Raw genomic sequence first — 21,182 nt, 5'->3', positions numbered from 1 at the left:
GCCACCCATGTCTTTGAACCACATCCAGTCCCGCGTACTGCGCGCGCTGCCGCCCACGCTGTTGGCCCTGCTGGTCAGCAGCCCTGCTTTTGCTCAGGCGGCGCCGGAGGGCGGCGGTGCCTTCCAGCTGATCTTCATCGTCATCATGGTGGTGGTGTTCTACTTCTTCCTGATCCGTCCGCAATCTAAGCGCGCCAAGGAGCACCGTGCGCTGGTAGCGGCATTGGATAAGGGCGACGAAGTGGTGACGGTTGGCGGCATGCTCGGCAAGGTCAGCAAAGTGACGGACGACTACGTGATCGTCGAAATCGCGCCGAACATGGAAATCAAATTCCAGAAGCACGCCATCTCGGCGACGCTGCCGAAAGGCACCATCAAGTCCATCTGAACGCGCACCATCGGAGAACTCCATGAACCGCTACCCGCGCGGGAAATTCATCCTGCTCCTGGTGGTGCTGCTGGTCAGCGGCCTGTATGCGCTGCCCAACCTGTACCCGGACGCGCCGGCGATCCAGATCACCCGATCTGAAGCCGGCGCAGACGTCAGCACGGACGCCCTTGACCGGGTGCGCACGGCTTTGGATGAAGCCGGCATTGGCCATGAGCAAGGCGAAAAAGTGGGGGATTCCTTCCTGCTGCCGTTGTCCGGTGGCGAGTCCCAGCAGGCCGGGGCGGATGCCCAGCTGCGGGCGCGAGACATCGCCGCCGGCATTCTTGGTCGCGATTATGTGGTGGCCCAGAACTGGGCGCGTACCACGCCGGGCTGGTTGCGTGCCATTGGCGCCTCGCCAGTGGGCCTTGGACTCGATCTGCGCGGCGGGGTGCATTTTACCCTGCAGGTGGATATGGACACCGCCATTGAGCAGCGGTTGGAGTCTTGGGCTAGCGAGCTGCGGGTGATCCTGCGTGACGCCGGCATCCGTTACCGCGAAGTGCGCCACCAAGGTGAAACTCTACTGGCCCGCTTTGACAGCGCCGACGACGTCGACGCCGCCCAACGTGCCCTGCGCAACAAATTCATGGAATTCACCAGTCGTCGCGACGGCACTACGCTGCGCTTCACCATGACGCCGGAAGCGCTCAAACAGATCCAAGATTACGCCATCGACCAGAACCGTACCGCGCTGAACAACCGCGTCAACGAGTTGGGCGTGGCGTCGCCGGTGGTGCAGCGCCAGGGTGCTGACCGCATCGTGGTGCAGTTGCCGGGCGTGCAGGATGCCTCGCAGGCGCGGCGTATTCTCGGTCGTACCGCCACCCTAGAGTTCCGTCTGGTGGCTGACGACGCCGACCCAAGCCGGGTCGCCGCCGGCATCGCACCGCCGGGCACCGAGATCTTCCCGTTCAAGGGCGAGCCGAACAACCCGGTGGTGCTGCGTCGTCAGAATATTGTTACCGGCGACCAGGTGACCCACGCACAGATGGGCTTCGACCAGACCAACGGCGAACCGGAGGTGAACATCACCCTCGACGCTGCCGGCGCCCGTGCCATGCAGCGGGTCACCTCGAAGAACGTCAACCGCCCGATGGGGGTGCTGTTCATCGAAACCCGCACCGAGGCGCGCACCGTGGTCAATGCTGACGGCGAAGAAGAAGTTCGCAACGTCAGCACCAAGGACGCCTACGTGATCAACGTAGCGACCATCCGCGATACCCTCGGCAGCCGGTTCCGCATCACCGGCATGGACAGTCCGGCGGCCGCCGCTGAGCTGGCACTGCTGCTGCGTGCTGGGGGCTTGGCGGCACCGATGTACATTGCCGAAGAGCGCACCATTGGCCCCAGCCTCGGGGCGCAGAACATCCAGTCCGGTATCAACTCCATGGTGGTCGGCATCGGCTTGGTGCTGCTGTTCATGCTGGTGCGCTACAAGATGTTCGGTCTGTTCGCCAGTGTGGCGCTGCTGGGCAACCTGGTGATCACGGTAGGGGTGATGTCGGCGATCCCCGGGCTGACCATGACGCTGCCGGGTATTGCCGGGATCGTGCTCGGTATGGGCATGGCGGTGGATGCCAACGTGCTGATTTACGAGCGTATCCGCTTTGAGTTGCGCGACGGTGCGTCGCCGCTGGCGGCGATTGAGGCGGGCTATAATCGCGCCTTCCAGACCATCCTCGACGCCAACCTGACCACATTGATCGTGGCGGTGATCCTGTTCGCTGCGGGCTCCGGTACCGTGCAGGGCTTCGCGGTGACGCTGTTCATCGGCATCCTGACCTCCATGTTCACGGCCATTCTGGGTACCCGGGGGATGGCGGAACTGGTGTACGCGAGCGGCAAGAAAACGCCGACCCGGCTGAGTATCTGAGGTGACTATGAACAGGACGAACACGACGCCGGACCGCGATATCAACTTCATGAGTCTGGCCACCGCCATGGGCGTACTGTCGCTGGTGGTCTGTATTGCCTCGCTGGTGCTGCTGGGCGTGCGCGGGCTGAACCTGGGCCTCGACTTCACTGGCGGTACGGTGCTGGAAGTGACTGCTACCGAGGAGATCCAGCTCGAACCAGTGCGTGAGGTGCTCAGCGCCGAAGGCTACAACGATGCCTTGGTGCAGTACTTCGGCTCTACCCGTGAAGTGTCGGTACGGGTGCCGCCGCGTGATGGCGAGAACGGTGACGAAATTGGCCACCAAGTGTTTGCGCTGATCAAAAGCGTAGCGGTGGGAGCCGAGTTGCAACGGGTGGAGTTTGTTGGTCCGCAGGTGGGCGATGAGCTGCGCGATCAGTCCGGGTTGGCGATCCTGATGGCGATGCTGTTGATGTCGCTCTACATCTGGTTCCGTTTCTCGAATAAGTTCGGCATCGCCACGGTGGTAGCGCTGGTTCACGACGTCATCGTGGTGCTCGGTGCCTTCGCGCTGATGCAGTGGACCTTTGACCTGACGGTGCTGGCAGCGGTGTTGGCAGTGGTGGGTTACTCGATCAACGACACCATCGTGATCGCCGACTTCATCCGTGAGGACTTCCGCTCCTCCCGTGGCAGTCAGGACACCCGCGAGATCCTCAACCGCGCCATCACCCGAACACTAAGCCGAACCATGATCACCGGTCTCACCACACTGTTGGTGTTGGTGGCGCTGTATGCTTTCGGTGGCGAGATGATTCGCGGCTTCTCCATTACCCTGATCATCGGTGTGATCGTCGGCACCTACTCGTCGATCTACGTGGCCAGCTGTGTGTTGCTGGCCATGAAAGTCACCAAGGAAGATTTCTTGGTGCCGGAAGTGAAGGACGTGGAAGAGATGCCCTGAGCATCGGCCGACCAAAAAGCCCCGCGCTGCGGGGCTTTTTTTATGCGCGGCTCATGGCCGCTGCAGTAGCGCAATATCGGTGGCGGGCAGGTGCAGCACCAGATCCCAGCGCGCGGCAATCCATTCGAATGTGGCCGGTTTGTAGAAACAGACATGGGACGGATCGCGGCGGTAATGCCAGCGCTCGAACTGGGGATCGGCCATCAGCCAGCGGGTCATCACCCCGAGCACGCCGCCGGGGCGCAGCAATCGCTGCAGCAGCGCAAAGCTATCGCCAGGCTGGTGGAAATGCTCGGCGACTTCGGTGCAGCTGATGAAATCGTAGTTGCGCGTCAGCAACTGCGGGTCGTTGGCGTAGAGCGGGTCGTAGTCGGCACAGGAAAAACCTGCCTCGCGAAACATCAACGACAGCGTCGGACCGGGGCCGCAGCCGAAATCGAGACCGGTCGCCGCCGGTGGCAGCAGGGCTTGCAGCGGCGCGGCGAGGCGCGCCAAAAATGCGCGATAACCGGCATCCTGCGGGTCATTGCAGTGTAAGTCGTATTCGGCTTTTTCTTCCGCCAGCGTCGGCAGCTGGGCCGGCGCGACGAAGGTTAGGCGGCACTCGCTGCAGCGGTAATAATCCAGCAGCTTGTCGCCTTGCGGGGCGGTACAGAACAGCGAACTGCCCGCTGTATGGCACAGCGGGCAGGCAGGGCGCTCAGCGACGCAAGGCATCGGTGAGGTGGGGCTGGATCTTTTGCAGCAGCGCTTTGAACACCTTGTTGCTGCCGGCCACCACGTTGCCGGATTTCATGTGGTTGTGGCCACCGGTGAAGTCGCCCACCAGACCACCGGCTTCGGTGATTAGCAGGCAACCCGCGGCCATGTCCCACTCGGCCAGACCCATTTCCCAGAAGCCGTCCAGACGGCCGGCGGCGAGCCAGGCCAGATCCAGCGCGGCGGCACCGGGGCGGCGCACACCGGCAGCGTCTTCCATGATGTCGCGCATCATGCCCATGTAGGCGTCCACGTGCAGGGCCTGATCCTTGCGGAACGGGAAGCCGGTACCGATCAGTGCGCCTTCGATGCCGTTGCGCTCGGCAACGCGGATGCGACGGCCGTTCAGCATGGCGCCACGGCCACGGCTGGCGGTGAATTCTTCTTCACGCATCGGGTCCACCACCACCGCGTGCTCGACGCGGCCATCACAGGCCAGCGCGATAGAGATCGCGAATTGCGGGAAACCGTGGATAAAGTTGGTAGTGCCGTCGAGCGGATCAATGATCCACTGCCAGCGGGCGTCCTCGCCCTGGCCGGGCAGGATGCCGGATTCCTCGGCGACTACACCGTAACGGGGGTAGGCCTTGCGCAGCGCGTCGATGAGAAAGTTCTCGGCGGCGCGGTCGATGTCGGTAACAAAGTCGTTGCGGCCTTTCTGCTCGACTTTGAGGCGTTGAACATCATCCGCCGCGCGGCGGATGAATTGGCCGGCCTGACGGGCGGCACGCAGGGCAATATTGACGTGCGGGGCGAGCATAGGAATCCGGATGTCTGTTAAAGAACGGGGAAGCGCGCAGTCTACCAGAATCGACGCCGATTGGCAGATGAACGTTGCGCAGTCGCGGTGCTACACTGGCCCGCTTTCGGCACTCCCGCCGCAGCGCTTCAGGACAGCTCAGATGCTCGAACACATCCGCATCGTCATGGTCGGCACCACTCACCCTGGCAATATTGGGGCCGCGGCCCGGGCGATGAACACCATGGGCCTGTCAGACCTGCGCTTGGTGGCGCCGCTGCACTATCCCCACGCCGAGGCGAGTTCCCGCGCCAGCGGCTCGGCCCACATCCTGATGCAGGCGCAAGTGAGCGACAGCCTCGACGAAGCGCTGGCCGATGCCACCTTGGTAGTGGGCACCAGCGCCCGTCAGCGCCGTATTCCGTGGCCGTGTCTGTCGCCGCGCCAGCTCGGCGCGCGGGTGGCGGAAGGCAGCGGCAGTGAAAAAATCGCCATCTTGTTCGGCCGCGAGGATCGGGGGCTGACCAACGATGAGCTGCACCGCTGCCACTATCATGTGGCGATTCCTACCAACCCCGATTACGGCGTGCTCAACGTCGCGGCGGCGGTGCAGCTGCTCAGCTACGAGCTGCGACTGGCGCTGCTGGGCGATGCTGAGGGCGATCTGGCGCCGCTGCGCGACAGCGCTCACCGCATGCCGCTACCGGAGCTGGAATGGGACAGCCCGCGTGCCGGCGCGGCCGAGGTAGAGCAGTTCATTGGCCATTTCGAGCGCGCCATCAGCGCCGCCGGTTTCATCGACCCAGCGGCGCCGGGCCATGTGATGACCCGCATGCGCCGCCTGTTCCAGCGCGCCCATCCCGACCAGGTGGAAATCAACATTCTGCGTGGCATCCTGACCCAATTTGAACAACACCTGCCGCCGCCGGCGCCGCAGGACTGAGGAGCCGTTATGTTTGAAGGCGTGCGCGAAGACATTCGTTCTGTGTTCGATCGCGACCCGGCAGCGCGCAATGCGCTGGAAGTGCTGCTGACCTACCCGGGACTGCACGCGCTGCTGCTGCACCGGCTAGCGCACTGGTGCTGGGGGCGCCGCCTGAAACTGGTGGCGCGGCTGGTGTCCACGTTCAGTCGCTGGGCCACCGGCATTGAAATCCATCCCGGTGCGCGCATTGGCCGGCGCTTTTTCATCGACCACGGCATGGGTGTGGTGATCGGTGAGACCGCCGAGATTGGTGACGACGTCACTCTTTACCAGGGCGTCACGCTGGGCGGCACCAGCTGGAACAAGGGCAAACGCCACCCGACGCTGGGCAACAATGTGGTGGTCGGTGCCGGCGCCAAGGTGCTCGGCCCGTTCACCGTTGGTGAGGGCGCCAAAGTTGGTTCCAACGCGGTGGTGACCAAGGCGGTGCCGGCCGGCGCCACCGTGGTCGGTATTCCGGCCAAGATCGTGCGTGGCGCGCCGCACCCGGAGCGGGTGACCGAGGGCGACGTGGAGTTCGAGGCCTACGGTGTCACCAGCGACATGCAGGACCCGACCTCCCAGGCGATCCGCGCACTACTGAATCACATGCAGGCGGTGGACGCCAAGGTTGACCGGGTCTGCACGGCACTGGCGGAGCAGGGCATTCGCGGCTGTGATGAGAAATTGCCGGTGCTCAGTGATGATGACCTGATGCTGGAAAACGGCAACGGCAGTAAAAATTCAAATGAGAATCATTCCTAATACTTGACCGCTTTGGTCGGGATTTAGTACGCTCGACGGCATTCCATTGCACTGAGAGACCGTCATGCGTCTGACCACCAAAGGCCGCTACGCCGTTACGGCGATGCTCGATCTGGCGATCCATGCCCAGCATGGGCCGGTATCCCTGGCCGATGTGTCAGAGCGCCAGGGCATCTCCATTTCTTATCTTGAGCAACTGTTCGCCAAGCTGCGTCGGCGCAGCTTGGTGAGCAGCGTGCGCGGTCCCGGCGGCGGCTACCAGCTGGCCGGTGAGGGCATCGGCATCAGCATTGCCGAGATCATCGATGCGGTGGACGAGAATGTGGACGTCACCCGCTGTGGCCGCCAGGGCGATTGCCAGGACGGCGAGGTGTGTCTGACCCACCATTTGTGGTGCGATCTGTCTGACCAGCTGCATGGTTTTCTGTCCGGCATTACGCTCGGCAGCCTGATGGACCGTGCCGATGTGCAGCACGTGGCCAAGCGCCAGAAGCATCGCCAGCAGCAACGCGAGCGCGTACCCTTGAGCATCATCAACTGATCCGTTGGATCAGCGTCCCTGCGACCCATCCGACAGCTGTGCCATGAAACCCATCTATCTCGATTACGCGGCCACCACCCCGGTGGACCCGCGCGTGAAGGCGGCCATGATGGACTGCCTCGATGCCGACGGCCTGTTCGGCAACCCTGCATCCCGTTCCCACCTGTATGGTTGGCTGGCGGAAGAAGCCGCTGAAGACGCCCGCCGCCAGGTAGCGGATGCGCTGCAAGCGGACCCCCGTGAAATCGTCTGGACCAGCGGCGCCACCGAGGCCGATAACCTGGCCCTAAAGGGCGCGGCGCTGGCCCGCCGTGAGCGCGGGCGGCACATTATTTCGTCTGCCGCCGAGCACAAGGCGGTGTTGGACCCGCTCCATTGGCTGGGAGAGCAGGGCTTCGACATCACGCTGCTCAATCCCGGTGCCGACGGCATCATCAGCCCGCAGCAGGTGGCCGACGCGCTGCGCGATGACACCATCTTGGTGTCACTGATGCATGCCAACAATGAGACCGGGGTGCTGACCGATATCGCTGCCATCGGCGCGCTGTGTCGCGCGCGTGAGGTGCTGTTCCATGTGGACGCCGCCCAGACCTTCGGCAAGGAGCCGTTGTCGATGGCGACACTGCCGGTGGATCTGCTGTCGGTGTGCGCCCACAAACTCTACGGCCCCAAGGGTGTCGGCGCGCTCTACGTGCGACGTGCGCCGGGGCTGGTGCTCGACGCACAGATCCACGGCGGCGGCCACGAGCGCGGACTGCGTTCCGGCACCTTGCCGACCCACCAGCTGGTGGGTTTTGGCACCGCTGCCGCCTTGGCGATGGCGGAACGAGAGTCCGAGCAGGCGCGGTTGCAGGCGCTGCGTGCGCGATTGTGGGCCGGGCTGGAGGCCACCGGCGCGGTGCGCCTCAATGGTCATCCAACCCAGCGTGTGGCCGGCATTCTCAATGTGGCGTTTCCGGGCCGCGACGGTGAGCTGCTGATGACTGCCTTTGCCGGCATCGCCATTTCTTCCGGTTCTGCGTGTACCTCCGCCTCGCTGGACCCCAGTCATGTGCTCACGGCCATGGGCCTCGGCGCTGCCGATGCGTTGTCGTCCCTGCGCTTTAGCCTTGGCCGTTTCACCAGTGAAGCGGATGTGGACGTCGCCATCGGCGTGGTCAGTGAGGCGCTAACACGACTGTCCGCCTGACTCTGCCGGGGTTGTAATTGTTGCGCCCGGATGGGTGACAGCCCCGGACCCTTTTCGCACAATGCGCGCTGTTGAAGGGGCGGTGCGAGACGGTGACCACCATGAAGGACGCGACGAGCGCAACGGTCCAGGTGCGCCTTGAAGGGCTGTGCAAGCAGTTCGCAGGCAAGGCGGTGCTGGACGGTTTTGATCTGGATATCCACCAAGGTGAGTTTCTCACGCTGCTAGGGCCGTCCGGTTGTGGCAAGACCACGCTGTTGCGGTTGTTGGCTGGTTTTGAGCGCCCCGATGCTGGGCGCATCTTGCTGGAAGGCGAGGACATCGGCGCCTTGCCACCGAACCAACGCCCGCTGAATACGGTGTTCCAGAGCTACGCCCTGTTTCCACACATGACGGTGTTCCAGAACGTGGCCTATGGGCTGCGCATGGAAGGCCGGCCGCTGGCGGAGCAGCGCCAGCGCGCCATGGACGCGCTGGAGATGGTGCAGTTGGCCGATTACGCCGAACGGCGGCCGCACCAGTTGTCGGGCGGCCAGCAGCAGCGGGTGGCGATTGCCCGCGCGGTGGTCAAGCGTCCACGCGTACTGCTGCTGGACGAGCCGCTGTCAGCGTTGGACTTCAAACTGCGCAAAACCATGCAGTTAGAGCTGAAGCGGTTGCAGCGCGAGCTTGGCATCACCTTTGTGTTTGTCACCCACGATCAAGACGAAGCACTGTCGATGTCGGATCGGGTGGTGGTGCTGAATCAAGGGCACATTGAGCAGCTTGGCACCCCGCGTCAGCTCTATGAACATCCCTCCAGCCTGTTCGTCGCGCGCTTCGTTGGCGACGCCAACCTGTTGCCCGGAGAAATCACCGCGGTCTATGACGATGGCCAAATTGAGGTGGCGCTGCTGGGCCAGTCGCGTCGCCTGCGCCGGCCTCATTTTGACGCGGTACCGGGACAGCCAGTGCAGGTGTTGCTGCGACCGGAAGACATGCGCTTGGAAGCACCTGGCGCGCCGGGCTTCCCCGGCCGGGTGCTGGAGCGCAGCTACAAGGGCAGCACCTTGGATGCGCTGGTGCGGCTAGAAGCCGGCCCGGACATCCTCGCCAGCGAGTTCTTCGACGAAGACTATCCCGATTTTGACCACCAGCGTGGTGAACCGGTGTCGGTGTCGTGGGTGCCGCTGTGGGAATGGGTGCTGCCGGACGAGGCCGAGCACCGTGTTTAAGTCCACCAACCTGTTCCGCAATGCGGTGCTGTGGTTGATCTGGGGCTGGCTGATTGCCTTCGTGCTAGTGCCGAACCTGCTGATTCTGGTGATGAGCGTGCTGGAGCGGGATCCGCGCGATTTTGTGCGCTGGAGCCTATCGCTGGACAGCTATGCGAGGCTGCTTGATCCGCTCTACGCGGGAGTATTTCTGCGCTCACTGTGGATGGCGCTGGTCACCACCGGCCTGTGTTTGGCGATCGGCTATCCGTTTGCCTGGGCGATCAGCCGGCTCGGGCCGCGCTGGCGGCCGGTGATGATGTTCCTGTTGATCGTGCCGTTCTGGACCAACTCGCTGGTGCGTACTTACGCCATCAAGGTGCTGCTGGCTAACAATGGCCTGATCAACCAAGCGCTGCTGGCACTGGGTTGGATCGATGCGCCGGTGCAGCTGCTGTACACCGAGGCGGCGGTGATCGTCGGGCTGGTGTATGTGTTGATCCCGTTCATGATCCTGCCGCTTTATTCCGTGTTCGAGCAGTTGCCGGGCCCCGTGCTGGAAGCCTCGGCGGATCTGGGCGCCAATCGCTGGCAGACGTTCTGGCGCATTGTGGTGCCGATGACGCTGCCAGGCATCATCGCCGGCTGCCTGATGGTGTTGCTGTCGGCGCTGTGTCTGTTCTATGTGTCGGACGTGCTCGGCGGCGCCCGCGTACTGCTGGTCGGCAACCTCATTAAGGGGCAGTTTCTGGACGCCCGCGACTGGCCATTCGGCGCCGCGCTCAGCGTGTCCTTGGCGGTGGCAATGGCGGTGCTGTTGCTGGCGTACTGGCACAGTGTGCGCCGCGTGCGCCAGCAGGTGAGCCTGTGAGCCGGCTCGGTTTGCGTCTTTACGTAGGGCTGGTCTATCTGCTGCTGTACCTGCCGATCCTGGTGCTGGTGGCATTCGCGTTCAACCACAACCGCTCGGCCTACAACTGGGGCGGCTTCAGCCTGCGCTGGTTTGAATCGCTGTTCGCCAATCGGGCGTTAATGGAAGCGGCCGGTCATTCGCTGCTGCTGGCAATGGCGGCCGCCACGCTATCGACGCTGATCGGCGCGCTCACCGCCATTGCACTCACACGCTACCGTTTCCGTGGCAAGCCGGCGCTGAGCGGCATGCTGTTTGTGGTGATGATGACGCCGGATATCGTCATGGCCATTGCGCTACTGGCGCTGTTCATCTTGCTCGGCGTGCAGCTCGGCTTCATTTCATTGCTGATCGCCCACGTGACGTTTTGCCTGCCGTTTGTGGTGGTCACCGTCTATGCGCGGCTAAGCGGCTTTGATGATCGGCTGGTGGAAGCGGCGCGTGATCTCGGCGCCAGTGAGTGGCAGATGCTGCGCACCGTATTGCTGCCGGTGATCTGGCCGGCGCTGATGGCCGGCTGGCTGCTGGGCTTTACGTTGTCGCTGGATGACGTGGTGGTCAGCACCTTCATGACCGGGCCGGACTTCGATGTGCTGCCGCTGCGCATTTATTCCATGGTGCGGGTGGGGCTGTCGCCGGAAGTAAACGCGCTCGGCACCCTGTTGCTGGCGCTGTCGTTGGTGTCACTGTTGCTGTCGCACGTCTTGATTACGAGGAAATCGCCATGATCGGAACCCTGCGGGTGTGGGCGGGCGCGCTGTGCGCCGGGGTGGTAATGCTGGTCGGTTGCAGCGACAAGGCGCCGGAGCAGGTGCTGTATTTCTACAACTGGTCGGAGTACATGCCGCAAAGCGTGCTGGATGATTTCCGTAAAGAGACCGGCATCCGCGTGGTCTACACCACCTACGACAGCAACGAAGCCATGTACGCGCGGCTGCGGTTGCTGGACAGCAGTAACGCCTATGATTTGGCGGTGCCGTCCACCTACTACGTCAGCAAGATGCGCGCCGAAGGGCTGCTGCAACCGATCGATCGCAGCCGGCTGACGCACTTCGAGCAGTTGGACCCGCACTTGGTGGATCAGGCCTACGATCCGGGCAGCCAATACTCGGTGCCTTACCTGTGGGGCACCACCGGCATGGCGGTCAATACTGCCGTGATTGATGCCGGCAGCGTCGATGGCTGGGCTGACCTGTGGCGGCCGGAACTCAAAGGCCGAGTGCTGCTCACCAATGATGTGCGTGAGGTGTTTCACCTCGGCTTGCGGGTGCTGGGTTATTCCGGCAACAGCACTGACGAAGCGGAAATTGCTGCGGCCTACCAGAAACTGAAAACGCTGTTGCCGTCGGTGCGCGCGTTCAACTCCGACGCGCCGCGCATGCCGTTCTTGGAAGGCGAGGCGGACATCGGTGTGATCTGGAATGGCGAGTTGGTGATGGCGCAGGAAGACATGCCGGCGCTGCAATACCTGTATCCGAAAGAAGGCGCGGTGGTGTGGGTCGACAGCTTTGTGATTCCGAAAAATGCCCGCAACGCCGATGCGGCGCATCAGTTCATCGACTTCGCCCTGCGCCCGGAAATTGCCGCCCGCATCAGCGAGGAAATTGGTTATGCCACCCCCAACCTGGTGGCGCGCGATCTGTTGCCGGATGCGGTGCGCAACAACCCAGCCAGCTACCCCACTGATGCCGACCTCGAGCAGGCGGAATTCCAGACCGATGTGGGCGAGGCGCTGCTGGTGTACGAGCGCTACTGGGAGCTGCTGAAAGCCGGAAAATAAGTTGATTTATCACACCTTTACATAAATACGCCGTCCCGCTCGGGACGGCGTCCGCACCACTCAGTACCCTCTTGCAGTGCCAGTGCCAGTGCCAGTGCCAGTGCCAGTGCCAGGGCCAGTGCCAGTGCCCGTGCCAGTGCCAGTGCCAGTGCCAGTGCCAGTGCCAGTGCCGCTTGGCGGGACGCCCCTCTTACAAGACTCGGAATGTCTGATGCGGAATCTCGGAGTGCCCATCCTGTTGCTGGCGCTGTTGGCGTTCGGCGCCCCGGTCCAGGCCGCCACCGATTGGGTGGCCGCTGTACGCGCTGCGGCGCAGCGGGCGCAGGTACCGGAACGGGCGGTGGCGGTGGCCGCCATCCCGATGGCCGGTGGCGGACGCTCCCAGTACCTCAATGCCGACCAGCCGTTTGCGCCGGCCTCCACGATGAAAGTGGTCACCGCCTATGCCGGGCTTGAGCTGGTGGGGCCAGCATTCCGCTGGTACACCCGGCTCTATACCGACGGCCAAGTGCGCGGCGATACCCTGCAGGGCAATCTCTACTTTGTCGCCTCCGGCGATCCCAAGCTGACCCAAGAGCGGCTATGGCTGATGCTGCGGGAACTGCGCAGCCAAGGTATCCGCCAGATCGATGGCGACCTGGTGCTGGACGACAGCTATTTCCATCTGCCAGCCACCTGGCCAGTGTTCAATGACGATGGCAATGACCCGCTGGCGCCGTTCTTGGTCGAGCCCCATGGGTTGCTGACCAACCTCAACAGCCACCAGATCACGCTGCGCGCCCGCGATGGCAAGGTCAGTGCCTGGATGGAGCCGGCCATGGCTGGGTTGAAGTTGGAAACCGACATCACGGTATCGGCGCCGGGCGCCTGCCCGACGCGGCGCAACTTCAGTTGGCAGCCATCGCAGGACCGTCGTGGCCAAGTCACCCTCACGGTACGCGGCACGCTGCCGAACGGCTGCACCGTCAGTCGCTATGCCTCGGTGCTGTATCCGGACGCCTATACCGCCGGCCTGCTGCGCGGTATCTGGGCGGAAATGGGCGGGCACTGGCGCGGGGATGTTCGGCTGGGCCAACTGCAGGCGGGCACCACCTTGTTGGCCAGCAGCCCGTCGCCGGATTTGACCACCATGGTGCGCGACATCAACAAATACAGCTCCAACCCGATGGCGCGCATGTTGTACCTGAATATCGGCGCCCAGAACCGGCTGCCCGGTGATGCCAATGACTTTGTGTCCACCGAGCGAGTGATCCGCGAGTGGATGACCAAGAAGGGCATTCCGGTGGCGGGGCTGGTGCTCGATAACGGTTCCGGGTTGTCTCGGCTGGAGCGCATCAGTGCGCGGCAGATGACGCTGCTGCTGGAGCAGGCATGGCAAAGCCCGTTTGCGGCCGAGCTAGTGGCGTCCATGCCGCTGGTGGCATTGGACGGCACCTTGCACAGCCGCCTGCGCAATACCGAGTTGGTGGGCGAGGGCCACTTGAAAACCGGCTCGCTTAGTGGCGTGCGTGCCATTGCCGGCTATCTGCGCGACCGTGACGGCGTGACCTGGGCGGTGACCATCTTCATCAACCACCGCGGCCATGTGCCGGACCGGGTGATCGACGACATGCTCAAGGCGCTGCGCAGCGCCGGTTGAGGGCGGGGCTACTGGCACCTTGAGCGTGGGTCCGCACCAATGCGCTGACTGCTGACTGCTGACTGCTGACCGCCGACCGCTGACTGCTGACTGCTGACTGCTGACCGCCGACCGCCGACCGCCGACCGCTGACCGCTGACTGCTGACCGCCGACCGCCGACCGCTGACCGCTGATCGCTGACCGCCGTGCCGTTCTCCCTGGAGCCGCTCCTGCACACAACGCCCGCCGGTAACCGCCGTGGCGGTGCGTTGCTGCCTCATCGCTGTTATGCCGCTGCGCATGGAGCTGCGATGCGCGACGCCTGCGAGGGCGGTCACGGCAACGCACGCACGGGTTCCGTCACCGGTTGAAGAGCGTGCGAGTCTGCTTCGGCTCGCGCCGGAGGCCGGGTGGTGGCACCCAACGGTGACGCTCAGCGGACCGTGAAATTGCCAGCTGTGGGCAGGGGCGGTGTGGTGCGTGGCTCAGGTGACTTGGATGGCGCAGCGCCGTCAGGCGCTGGTCAGGGGGGCGAAGGTGCGGGATCCGATTACAGCGCGAAAGTCTGGCCGGCGGTGAAAGCCTAGCCGGTGCCGGCTCAGCCTTGCGCTGTTTCTGCCGCTGCGCGGATGCGCGCCACCATGGCGCGGATGCCGTTACCACGGGTCGGGCTGAGGTGCTTCAGCAGATCGATGCGCGCAAAGTAGTCTTCCATGTCGAAGGCCAATACGTCTGCCGGACTGCGGTGATTGATCGCCGCCAGCACGATGGCACCGAGGCCGCGCACAATCAGCGCGTCGCTGTCGACGCCGAAATCCATGCGCTGTGACGCAGCGTCGTGGGCCACCTCTAGCCACACCTGGCTCTGGCAGCCGCGTACCAGACGCTCATCAGTGCGCAGGTCGTCGGGGAACGTGGGCAGGCTTTTGCCGAGGTCGATGATGTACTGGTAACGCTGTTCCCAGTCATCGAAGAAGCTCAGGGTGTCGACCACATCGTCAGCGGTGATGCTGCGCCCCAGTGCCGAGGCGCTCAGATCAAGACTCATGCAATTTCCTAGAACAGCCCCAGCTCGATCAGGGCGGCATCGCTCATCATGTCGCGGCTCCAGGGTGGGTCGAACACCAGTTCAACTTCCACCAGATCCACATTCGGTACCAGGCGCAGGCGGTATTCCACATCCGCCACCAGCACCGGGCCCATGCCACAAGTGGGGGCGGTGAGGGTCATGCGCACCTGCACCACGTTTTGTTCGCCGCGGCGGATCACATCGCAGCCGTACACCAACCCAAGTTCCAAAATCGACACCGGGATTTCTGGATCGAACACGGTGTCGAGCACGTGATCCAGATCGCTCTGGCGCACGCTGCCGTCGGCGGCGGGCGGTTCGAATTCCAGCTGCAGCGGCTCCATGCCCAGCGCATCGGCGTCGGTACCGTCGATGCGCATCATGTTGCCCTGGAAGGTCACGGTGAAGGTGCCGCCCAGTGATTGGCGCAGGTTGACGAAGCTGAACGCCGGCAACGTCACCGGGTCGCCGGTGGGGACGCGGCGAGCGGTGACGTCACGGGTGAGGGCAACAGTGCGTTGTTCGCGGGCGGCGACGTTGATCGGCGGTGATGACATCAGGCGGTAACCGAGAAGCTCTCGCCGCAGCCGCACTCGCCTTGGGAGTTGGGGTTGCTGAACTTGAAGAACTGGTTGACGCCTTCGGTGACGTAGTCGATCTCAGCGCCCTTCACCAGCGGCATGCTGTGGGCATCGACGTACAGCGTCACGCCGCCTTCCAGCTCGATGCTGATATCTTCCGCGCTCGGCTCAGTGACGTAATCGAGCACGTATTTGTAGCCGGAACAGCCGGACGGTTTCACCGCCACACGCAGGCCGGCGGCCTGGTTGCGTTCGATTTCCTTAAGTGCCTGGCGGCGAGCGCTGTCGCTCATGGACAGTGCCGGCGCACCGGGCTGGTACATCTGAACGGTCATGGCAACTCTCCTAGGATGACGGGCGCGCTTACAAGAAGCGCGCGGCTTTTTCGAGCGCCGTGAACAAGGCGTCCACGTCGTCGCGGCTATTATAGGGCGCCAGCGAGGCGCGCACAGTGCCGGGAATGCCGAGCAAATTCATCAGCGGCATGGTGCAGTGGTGCCCGGTGCGCACCGCCACGCCCTGCTGGTCGAGCAGGGTGCCAACATCATTGGGGTGGGCGCCGTCGAGCAGGAATGACAGCGTCGCCACCTTGTCCGCGGTATCACCGATGATGCGCAGTCCCGGGAACGCTCGCGCGCGCTCGGTGAGGTAATCGCGCAGGTCATTCTCGTGGGCCAAGAACGCGCTGCGGTCCTGCCGCGCCAGCCATTCCACCGCCGCACCGAGGCCGATGGCGCCGGCGATGTGCGGGGTGCCGGCTTCGAACTTGTAGGGCAGTTGGTTCCAGGTGGCGGTTTCGAAGGTCACCGTCTCGATCATCTCGCCGCCGGTCTGGTAGGGCGGCAGGGCGTTGAGGTGTTCCTTGCGACCGTACAGCACCCCGATGCCGGTGGGGCCGAACATCTTGTGGCCGGAAAACGCCATGAAATCGCAGTCGAGCTCGCGCACGTTGATCTGGAAATGGGAAATTGCCTGCGCGGCATCCACCACCACCAAGGCGCCGACGTCACGGGCACGGGCGATCAGCGTGTGCAGCGGCGTCACCACGCCCAGCGCGTTGGACGCCCAGGTTACCGCCAGCACCCGAGTGTTGGCGTTGATCAGCTGGTCCAGATCGGTCAGGTCGAGGCTGGCGTCGGCCTGCAGCGGAATCACTTTCAGCGTGGCACCGGTGGCGGCACAGGCCTGCTGCCAAGGCACGATGTTGGCGTGATGTTCGAGGCTGGAGATCAGCACTTCATCGCCGGGCCGCAACTGTGACCGCAGGCCGTGGGCCACCAAGTTGATGCTTTCGGTGGTGCCACGGGTCCAGATCACTTCTTCGCGGTCGGCGCCAATGAAGCGCGCGACGCTGTCGCGGGCGTTTTCCAGCGCCGCTGTGGCGAGGTCGCCTAAATAGTGAGCGCCACGGTGCACGTTGCTGTTCTGGTGGCGGTAGTAATGCGCCACGGCGTCGATCACCGCGTTCGGCTTCTGCGTGGTGGCGGCGTTGTCCAGGTACACCAGCGGTTTGCCGTAGGGCGTCTCGCTGAGGATGGGGAATTCCTGGCGCAGCCGTTCTGGCAGCGACAAAGTGATCGGGCCGCTCATGGCTTAAGCCTCCGCAGTTTCGTCCAGCGCTGCCGCCAGCCAGGGGCGCGCCCAGTCCGCCACCGCCGGGTCCGGCAGTGCGTCCAGCAGTTCGTTGACGAAGCCGAGGCCCAACATGCGCCGGGCTTCGGCGGCGTCGACGCCGCGCGAGCGCAGGTAAAACAGCGCCTGCTCATCAAGTTGGCCACAGGTGGTGCCGTGGCTGCATTTGACGTCGTCGTTGTAGATCACCAGTTCTGGTTTGCTGTTCACCTCGCAGCCCGGCGACAGCAGCAGGTTCTTATTGCTGAGCTGGGCATCGGTGCCCTTGGCGCCAGGGAAGATGTGGATGCGGCCGTTGAACACCAGCTTGGCGGTATCACCGGCCATGCCCTTGTAGACCTGCTCGGAGGTGGCGTGTGGGGTGCGGTGCTCCAAGCACACCTGGTTGTCGGTGTGGGTGCTGCCACGGCCGACGAAGATGCCGTTCAGGGCCACGTGGGCGCCCGGCTCGGCGAGGATCGCGCGCACATCGTTACGGCGCAGCGCGCTGCCTTGCATCAACTGATCGCACTCGATCACCGCATCGCGGGCCGGGGCCATCACCAGCGTGCCGATGTGCAGACTTTCCTGCGCTTCTGCCTGCAGGCGGTAGTGCACCAGGCGGCTGTTAGCGCCGGCCACCAATTCGGTGACGGCGTTGGTCAGCACCGGGCCGAGCGCACTGTAGCGTTCGATCAGCGTCAGCCGGCTGTTGCGGCCAAGCACCACGCGCAGGCGGGTGTGGCAGTGTGCCGGGGCGTCGCTGTGGGCTTGCAGCAGGACTTCCACCGGCAGTTCGATGTCGGTGTCGTCCGCGACCGTCAGCAGCAGGCCGTCTTCCAGCGTGGCGTTGTTGAGCCACGCGAACGGGGTCTGCAGCGCGTCGCTGATGACTTCGGCGTCCACCGCCTGGCTACCGTCGAGGCGCGCCAGTGACAGGCCGGCGGGCAGGGCCGGCGGCGTCTGCAGGCGGCCGTTGCACAGCACCAGTTGCAGTGGCGCCAACGCGGCCAGTGGACGCGGAGTAGCGATGGTGGCACGGGTGGCCAAGTGGCCTTGCTCCAGCGGGAACAGGGAGGTGTATTTCCACGCCTCGGTGCCGCGACCCGGGAAACCCAGCTGGTCGAGCCGCGCCTGGGCGTCGCGGCGCAGCGCCGCCAGTGCGTCGTCGGCGACAACGTACTGGGTCTGCGCTTGGGCCATCAACAGCTCAGCGGTGCTCATGCGGATGCTTCCTCTTCGCCGGTGAGCCAGCCGTAACCGCGCTGTTCCAACTCCAGTGCCAAGTCCTTGCCGCCGGACTTGAGGATGCGGCCGTTGGCGAGTACGTGAACGTAGTCGGGCACGATGTAGTCGAGCAGGCGCTGGTAGTGGGTGACCATGATGATCGAGCGGTCCGCTGCGCGCAGCGAGTTGACGCCTTTGGCGACCACTTGCAGGGCGTCGATATCGAGGCCGGAGTCGGTCTCATCGAGCAGCGCCAGCTTCGGCTCCAGCATCAGCATTTGCATGATTTCGTTGCGCTTTTTTTCACCGCCGGAGAAGCCCTCGTTGACGCCGCGTTTCAGGAACGACGGGTCCAAGCTCACCTGGCGGCAGGCTTCGCGCGCCTCGCGCAGCAGCGTCACCGCGTCCCACGGCTCTTTGCCCTGGGCGGTGCGCGTGGCCTCCAGCGACGCCTTGAGGAATTCCATGTTGCTGACGCCGGGGATTTCCACCGGGTACTGGAATGCCAAGAAGATGCCCGCGTGGGCGCGTTGTTCGGGGCTCAGCTCGGTGACATCTTGGCCGTCAAAGCGCACCGTGCCGCCGGTGACGGTATAGCCGTCGCGCCCGGACAGCACGTTAGTCAGCGTACTTTTACCGGAGCCGTTCGGCCCCATGATGGCGTGCACCTCACCGGGTTGGACGGTCAGGCTCAGGCCTTTGAGGATTTCGTTGCCGCCCACTTCAGCGTGCAGATCGATAATTTCCAGCATCGGGGTTCAATCCTGTTGGTGATCGGGTGTGGGGGTCAGCCCACAGCGCCTTCGAGACTGACTTCCAGCAGCTTGCCGGCTTCTACGGCAAACTCCATCGGCAATTCCTTGAACACTTCCTTGCAGAAGCCGTTGACGATCATCGACACCGCTTTTTCGGGGTCGATGCCACGGCTTTGGCACAAGAACAGCTGATCGTCGGACACCTTGGAGGTGGTGGCTTCGTGCTCCACCATCGCGCTGGGGTTGCGGCTTTCGATGTACGGGAAGGTGTGCGCGGCGCAGCTATCGCCCAGCAGCAACGAGTCGCACTGGGTGAAGTTGCGGGCCCCTTCGGCGCGCGGGCTGATGCGCACCAGGCCACGGTAAACGTTGCTGCTGCGGCCGGCCGAAATGCCCTTGGAAATGATGGTGCTCTTGGTGTTTTTGCCAAGGTGGATCATCTTGGTGCCGGTGTCTGCCTGCTGCAGGTTGCGGGTCAGCGCCACCGAGTAGAACTCGCCCACGGCATTGTCACCGCGCAGAATCACGCTGGGGTATTTCCAGGTGATGGCGGAGCCGGTTTCCACTTGCGTCCAAGAAATCTTGGCGTCGGTATGGGCCACGCCACGCTTAGTGACGAAGTTGTAGATGCCGCCCTTGCCCTCGGCGTCGCCGGGGTACCAATTCTGCACCGTGGAGTACTTGATGTTGGCGCCTGGCAGTGCCACCAACTCCACCACCGCGGCGTGCAGCTGGTTTTCATCGCGCATCGGCGCGGTGCAGCCTTCCAGGTAGCTCACATAAGAGCCTTCGTCGGCAACGATCAGGGTGCGTTCGAACTGGCCGGTCTTGGCTTCGTTGATGCGGAAGTAGGTGGACAGCTCCATCGGGCAGCGCACGCCCTTGGGGATGTACACGAACGAACCGTCGGAGAATACCGCCGAGTTCAGCGCCGCATAGAAGTTGTCGCCCTGCGGCACCACGGTGCCGAGGTACTTCTGGATCAGTTCCGGGTACAGGTGTACCGCCTCGGAGATCGGGCAGAAGATGACGCCGGCTTCCAGCAGCTTCTCGCGGAAAGTGGTGCCGACGGAGACCGAGTCGAACACTGCGTCCACCGCGACCCCGGCCAGCATCTCCTGCTCGTGCAGCGGAATGCCCAGCTTTTCATAGGTGCGCAGCAGCTCGGGATCGACCTCATCCAGGCTTTTCGGGCCGTCGGCCATGCTTTTCGGCACGGAATAGTAGGAGATCTCGTTGAAATCCACCGGCGGATGGCTCAGGTGGGCCCACTCCGGGTGGGTCATGCCCTCCCAGGTGCGAAACGCTTTCAGGCGCCATTCCAGCAGCCATTCCGGCTCGTTCTTCTTCGCTGAAATGATGCGGATCACGTCCTCGCTGAGGCCGGGGGGCAGGGTGTCGGACTCCACAGCGGAGACGAAGCCGGCCTCGTAGTCGCTGCGAATCAGTCTGTCCAGTTCCGCTTGACTGCTCATAGGAAGTTGACCTGTGTCGTCGGGCGACCTGGGCCCGGGCGGGTGGCTGGGTAATACCAGAGTAATTTGGTCGGGTATTATAGGGCACTCGGTCCCCGATTGAAAATCGCGCGTGCCAACAAGTCGGAGCCGCGGCTGCGGCGGTGTCGGCGACCAGCGGGTTTCGGGGCCGCGCCAGCGCGGCGGCAACGGTACCATAATTCCGGTGTGATGCGTATAATCCGCCGGTTCCGGTGGTGCCGAGGGCATGTTGCCCGTGCCACCCATTCCAACCTTGTTTGCGGAGTTTTTCCCCGATGGCTGTTGAGCGCACCCTTTCCATTATCAAACCCGATGCCGTGGCCAAGAACGTGATCGGCCAGATCGAGTCCCGGTTTGAAAACGCCGGCCTGCGCCTGGTCGCCATGAAAATGGTGCAACTGAGCCAAGAGCAGGCTGAAGGCTTCTACGCTGAACACCGCGAGCGCCCTTTCTTTGGTGACCTGGTGTCGTTCATGACCAGCGGCCCGGTGGTGGTGCAAGTGCTGGAAGGTGAAGGCGCGATTGCCAAGAACCGCGAGCTGATGGGCGCCACCAACCCGAAAGACGCAGCAGCTGGCACCATCCGCGCTGATTTCGCTGAGAGCATCGACGAGAACGCTGTGCACGGCTCCGACTCCGAGACCTCTGCTGCTCGCGAAATCGGCTACTTCTTCAGCGCTGACGAGCTCTGCGCCCGCATCCGCTGAAGTGCCCATTAATCCCGGAGTGGTT

Annotated in this window: 22 protein-coding genes; 13 read left to right on the top strand and 9 right to left on the bottom strand. The window is 63.7% G+C overall.

What is annotated here, in order from left to right:
• Positions 1 to 7: 7 nt before the first annotated feature.
• The 3 genes from yajC to secF are packed head-to-tail and all read left to right on the top strand — an operon-like array spanning position 8 to position 3,252.
• The gene (gene yajC / locus AB5I84_RS11660) at positions 8 to 388 is read left to right on the top strand and encodes a preprotein translocase subunit YajC (RefSeq protein ID WP_369456035.1); all 381 of its coding nucleotides are present in this window, start codon (positions 8 to 10) and stop codon (positions 386 to 388) included.
• 22 nt (positions 389 to 410) lie between these two features.
• Positions 411 to 2,306 carry a protein translocase subunit SecD gene (gene secD / locus AB5I84_RS11655; RefSeq protein ID WP_369456034.1) on the top strand — a complete coding sequence of 632 codons (1,896 nt, stop codon included), beginning with the start codon at positions 411 to 413 and terminating at the stop codon, positions 2,304 to 2,306.
• Positions 2,307 to 2,313: 7 nt separating this feature from the next.
• Positions 2,314 to 3,252 (top strand): protein translocase subunit SecF, encoded by a 939-nt coding sequence (secF, locus tag AB5I84_RS11650; RefSeq protein ID WP_369456033.1) that lies wholly within the window; start codon positions 2,314 to 2,316, stop codon positions 3,250 to 3,252.
• Between the two features lie 51 nt (positions 3,253 to 3,303).
• Here secF and AB5I84_RS11645 read toward each other — a convergent pair whose 3' ends face one another.
• Positions 3,304 to 3,969, bottom strand: coding sequence for a class I SAM-dependent methyltransferase (locus AB5I84_RS11645; protein ID WP_369456032.1), 666 nt, complete (start codon positions 3,967 to 3,969; stop codon positions 3,304 to 3,306).
• Positions 3,953 to 4,771 carry an inositol monophosphatase family protein gene (locus AB5I84_RS11640; RefSeq protein ID WP_369456031.1) on the bottom strand — a complete coding sequence of 273 codons (819 nt, stop codon included), beginning with the start codon at positions 4,769 to 4,771 and terminating at the stop codon, positions 3,953 to 3,955. The genes AB5I84_RS11645 and AB5I84_RS11640 overlap by 17 nt, the downstream gene beginning before the upstream one ends.
• A 142-nt stretch (positions 4,772 to 4,913) precedes the next feature.
• Here AB5I84_RS11640 and AB5I84_RS11635 point away from each other — a divergent pair, with 142 nt between their 5' ends.
• The 9 genes from AB5I84_RS11635 to dacB all read left to right on the top strand — a co-directional run bounded on the left by AB5I84_RS11635 (position 4,914) and on the right by dacB (position 13,731).
• Positions 4,914 to 5,693, top strand: a complete 780-nt coding sequence (locus tag AB5I84_RS11635; protein WP_369456030.1) for an RNA methyltransferase — start codon at positions 4,914 to 4,916, stop codon at positions 5,691 to 5,693.
• Between the two features lie 9 nt (positions 5,694 to 5,702).
• The gene (cysE, locus tag AB5I84_RS11630) at positions 5,703 to 6,479 is read left to right on the top strand and encodes a serine O-acetyltransferase (protein WP_369456029.1); all 777 of its coding nucleotides are present in this window, start codon (positions 5,703 to 5,705) and stop codon (positions 6,477 to 6,479) included.
• A gap of 64 nt (positions 6,480 to 6,543) precedes the next feature.
• A complete protein-coding gene (locus AB5I84_RS11625; RefSeq protein ID WP_369456027.1) occupies positions 6,544 to 7,020 on the top strand; it encodes a Fe-S cluster assembly transcription factor in 477 nt (158 codons plus the stop codon).
• Positions 7,021 to 7,063: 43 nt separating this feature from the next.
• Positions 7,064 to 8,209, top strand: coding sequence for an aminotransferase class V-fold PLP-dependent enzyme (locus AB5I84_RS11620; RefSeq protein WP_369456026.1), 1,146 nt, complete (start codon positions 7,064 to 7,066; stop codon positions 8,207 to 8,209).
• 101 nt (positions 8,210 to 8,310) lie between these two features.
• Positions 8,311 to 9,423, top strand: coding sequence for a spermidine/putrescine ABC transporter ATP-binding protein PotA (potA, locus tag AB5I84_RS11615; RefSeq protein WP_369456025.1), 1,113 nt, complete (start codon positions 8,311 to 8,313; stop codon positions 9,421 to 9,423).
• Entirely contained in the window at positions 9,416 to 10,273 is an 858-nt protein-coding gene (gene potB, locus AB5I84_RS11610; protein WP_369456024.1) for a spermidine/putrescine ABC transporter permease PotB, read from the top strand. Before potA ends, potB begins: the two co-directional genes overlap by 8 nt.
• Positions 10,274 to 10,284: 11 nt before the next feature.
• Positions 10,285 to 11,040 (top strand): spermidine/putrescine ABC transporter permease PotC, encoded by a 756-nt coding sequence (potC, locus tag AB5I84_RS11605; RefSeq protein ID WP_369456023.1) that lies wholly within the window; start codon positions 10,285 to 10,287, stop codon positions 11,038 to 11,040.
• Positions 11,037 to 12,092: an extracellular solute-binding protein gene (locus AB5I84_RS11600; protein ID WP_369456022.1), complete on the top strand. Its 1,056-nt coding sequence runs from the start codon at positions 11,037 to 11,039 to the stop codon at positions 12,090 to 12,092. Before potC ends, AB5I84_RS11600 begins: the two co-directional genes overlap by 4 nt.
• 226 nt (positions 12,093 to 12,318) lie before the next feature.
• Positions 12,319 to 13,731, top strand: coding sequence for a D-alanyl-D-alanine carboxypeptidase/D-alanyl-D-alanine endopeptidase (dacB, locus tag AB5I84_RS11595; protein ID WP_369456021.1), 1,413 nt, complete (start codon positions 12,319 to 12,321; stop codon positions 13,729 to 13,731).
• 578 nt (positions 13,732 to 14,309) lie between these two features.
• Here dacB and AB5I84_RS11590 read toward each other — a convergent pair.
• From AB5I84_RS11590 to sufB, 7 genes are all read right to left on the bottom strand, one after another.
• Positions 14,310 to 14,759, bottom strand: a complete 450-nt coding sequence (locus AB5I84_RS11590) for a SufE family protein (protein ID WP_369456020.1) — start codon at positions 14,757 to 14,759, stop codon at positions 14,310 to 14,312.
• 8 nt (positions 14,760 to 14,767) lie between these two features.
• Entirely contained in the window at positions 14,768 to 15,337 is a 570-nt protein-coding gene (gene sufT, locus AB5I84_RS11585) for a putative Fe-S cluster assembly protein SufT (RefSeq protein WP_369456019.1), read from the bottom strand.
• Positions 15,337 to 15,654 carry a HesB/IscA family protein gene (locus AB5I84_RS11580; protein ID WP_439650212.1) on the bottom strand — a complete coding sequence of 106 codons (318 nt, stop codon included), beginning with the start codon at positions 15,652 to 15,654 and terminating at the stop codon, positions 15,337 to 15,339. The genes sufT and AB5I84_RS11580 overlap by 1 nt, the downstream gene beginning before the upstream one ends.
• A gap of 70 nt (positions 15,655 to 15,724) precedes the next feature.
• On the bottom strand, positions 15,725 to 16,951 hold the full coding sequence (locus AB5I84_RS11575) for an aminotransferase class V-fold PLP-dependent enzyme (protein ID WP_369456017.1): 1,227 nt from the start codon (positions 16,949 to 16,951) through the stop codon (positions 15,725 to 15,727).
• Between the two features lie 3 nt (positions 16,952 to 16,954).
• Positions 16,955 to 18,196 (bottom strand): Fe-S cluster assembly protein SufD, encoded by a 1,242-nt coding sequence (gene sufD, locus AB5I84_RS11570; protein WP_369456016.1) that lies wholly within the window; start codon positions 18,194 to 18,196, stop codon positions 16,955 to 16,957.
• The gene (gene sufC / locus AB5I84_RS11565) at positions 18,193 to 18,951 is read right to left on the bottom strand and encodes a Fe-S cluster assembly ATPase SufC (protein WP_369456015.1); all 759 of its coding nucleotides are present in this window, start codon (positions 18,949 to 18,951) and stop codon (positions 18,193 to 18,195) included. The genes sufD and sufC overlap by 4 nt, the downstream gene beginning before the upstream one ends.
• Before the next feature lie 35 nt (positions 18,952 to 18,986).
• Entirely contained in the window at positions 18,987 to 20,429 is a 1,443-nt protein-coding gene (gene sufB / locus AB5I84_RS11560) for a Fe-S cluster assembly protein SufB (RefSeq protein ID WP_369456014.1), read from the bottom strand.
• 296 nt (positions 20,430 to 20,725) lie between these two features.
• Here sufB and ndk point away from each other — a divergent pair, with 296 nt between their 5' ends.
• Entirely contained in the window at positions 20,726 to 21,157 is a 432-nt protein-coding gene (gene ndk, locus AB5I84_RS11555) for a nucleoside-diphosphate kinase (RefSeq protein ID WP_369456013.1), read from the top strand.
• The last annotated feature ends 25 nt before the right edge of the window (positions 21,158 to 21,182 follow it).

The organism is Alcanivorax sp. REN37 (genome assembly GCF_041102775.1).
In the GTDB taxonomy this organism is placed as follows: domain Bacteria; phylum Pseudomonadota; class Gammaproteobacteria; order Pseudomonadales; family Alcanivoracaceae; genus Isoalcanivorax; species Isoalcanivorax beigongshangi.
The sequence above is the reverse complement of the archived record's forward strand: the minus strand, read 5'-3'. Positions and strand labels throughout refer to the sequence as shown.

Coding starts and splice junctions, on each gene's coding strand:
- yajC (WP_369456035.1), top strand. CDS start 8: ATGTCTTTGAACCACATCCAGTCCCGCGTACTGCGCGCGCTGCCGCCC.
- sufC (WP_369456015.1), bottom strand. CDS start 18,951: ATGCTGGAAATTATCGATCTGCACGCTGAAGTGGGCGGCAACGAAATC.
- AB5I84_RS11575 (WP_369456017.1), bottom strand. CDS start 16,951: ATGAGCGGCCCGATCACTTTGTCGCTGCCAGAACGGCTGCGCCAGGAA.
- sufT (WP_369456019.1), bottom strand. CDS start 15,337: ATGTCATCACCGCCGATCAACGTCGCCGCCCGCGAACAACGCACTGTT.
- potA (WP_369456025.1), top strand. CDS start 8,311: ATGAAGGACGCGACGAGCGCAACGGTCCAGGTGCGCCTTGAAGGGCTG.
- AB5I84_RS11625 (WP_369456027.1), top strand. CDS start 6,544: ATGCGTCTGACCACCAAAGGCCGCTACGCCGTTACGGCGATGCTCGAT.
- sufB (WP_369456014.1), bottom strand. CDS start 20,429: ATGAGCAGTCAAGCGGAACTGGACAGACTGATTCGCAGCGACTACGAG.
- AB5I84_RS11640 (WP_369456031.1), bottom strand. CDS start 4,771: ATGCTCGCCCCGCACGTCAATATTGCCCTGCGTGCCGCCCGTCAGGCC.
- cysE (WP_369456029.1), top strand. CDS start 5,703: ATGTTTGAAGGCGTGCGCGAAGACATTCGTTCTGTGTTCGATCGCGAC.
- AB5I84_RS11620 (WP_369456026.1), top strand. CDS start 7,064: ATGAAACCCATCTATCTCGATTACGCGGCCACCACCCCGGTGGACCCG.
- secF (WP_369456033.1), top strand. CDS start 2,314: ATGAACAGGACGAACACGACGCCGGACCGCGATATCAACTTCATGAGT.
- ndk (WP_369456013.1), top strand. CDS start 20,726: ATGGCTGTTGAGCGCACCCTTTCCATTATCAAACCCGATGCCGTGGCC.
- AB5I84_RS11635 (WP_369456030.1), top strand. CDS start 4,914: ATGCTCGAACACATCCGCATCGTCATGGTCGGCACCACTCACCCTGGC.
- AB5I84_RS11590 (WP_369456020.1), bottom strand. CDS start 14,759: ATGAGTCTTGATCTGAGCGCCTCGGCACTGGGGCGCAGCATCACCGCT.
- AB5I84_RS11600 (WP_369456022.1), top strand. CDS start 11,037: ATGATCGGAACCCTGCGGGTGTGGGCGGGCGCGCTGTGCGCCGGGGTG.
- sufD (WP_369456016.1), bottom strand. CDS start 18,196: ATGAGCACCGCTGAGCTGTTGATGGCCCAAGCGCAGACCCAGTACGTT.
- AB5I84_RS11645 (WP_369456032.1), bottom strand. CDS start 3,969: ATGCCTTGCGTCGCTGAGCGCCCTGCCTGCCCGCTGTGCCATACAGCG.
- secD (WP_369456034.1), top strand. CDS start 411: ATGAACCGCTACCCGCGCGGGAAATTCATCCTGCTCCTGGTGGTGCTG.
- AB5I84_RS11580 (WP_439650212.1), bottom strand. CDS start 15,654: ATGAGCGACAGCGCTCGCCGCCAGGCACTTAAGGAAATCGAACGCAAC.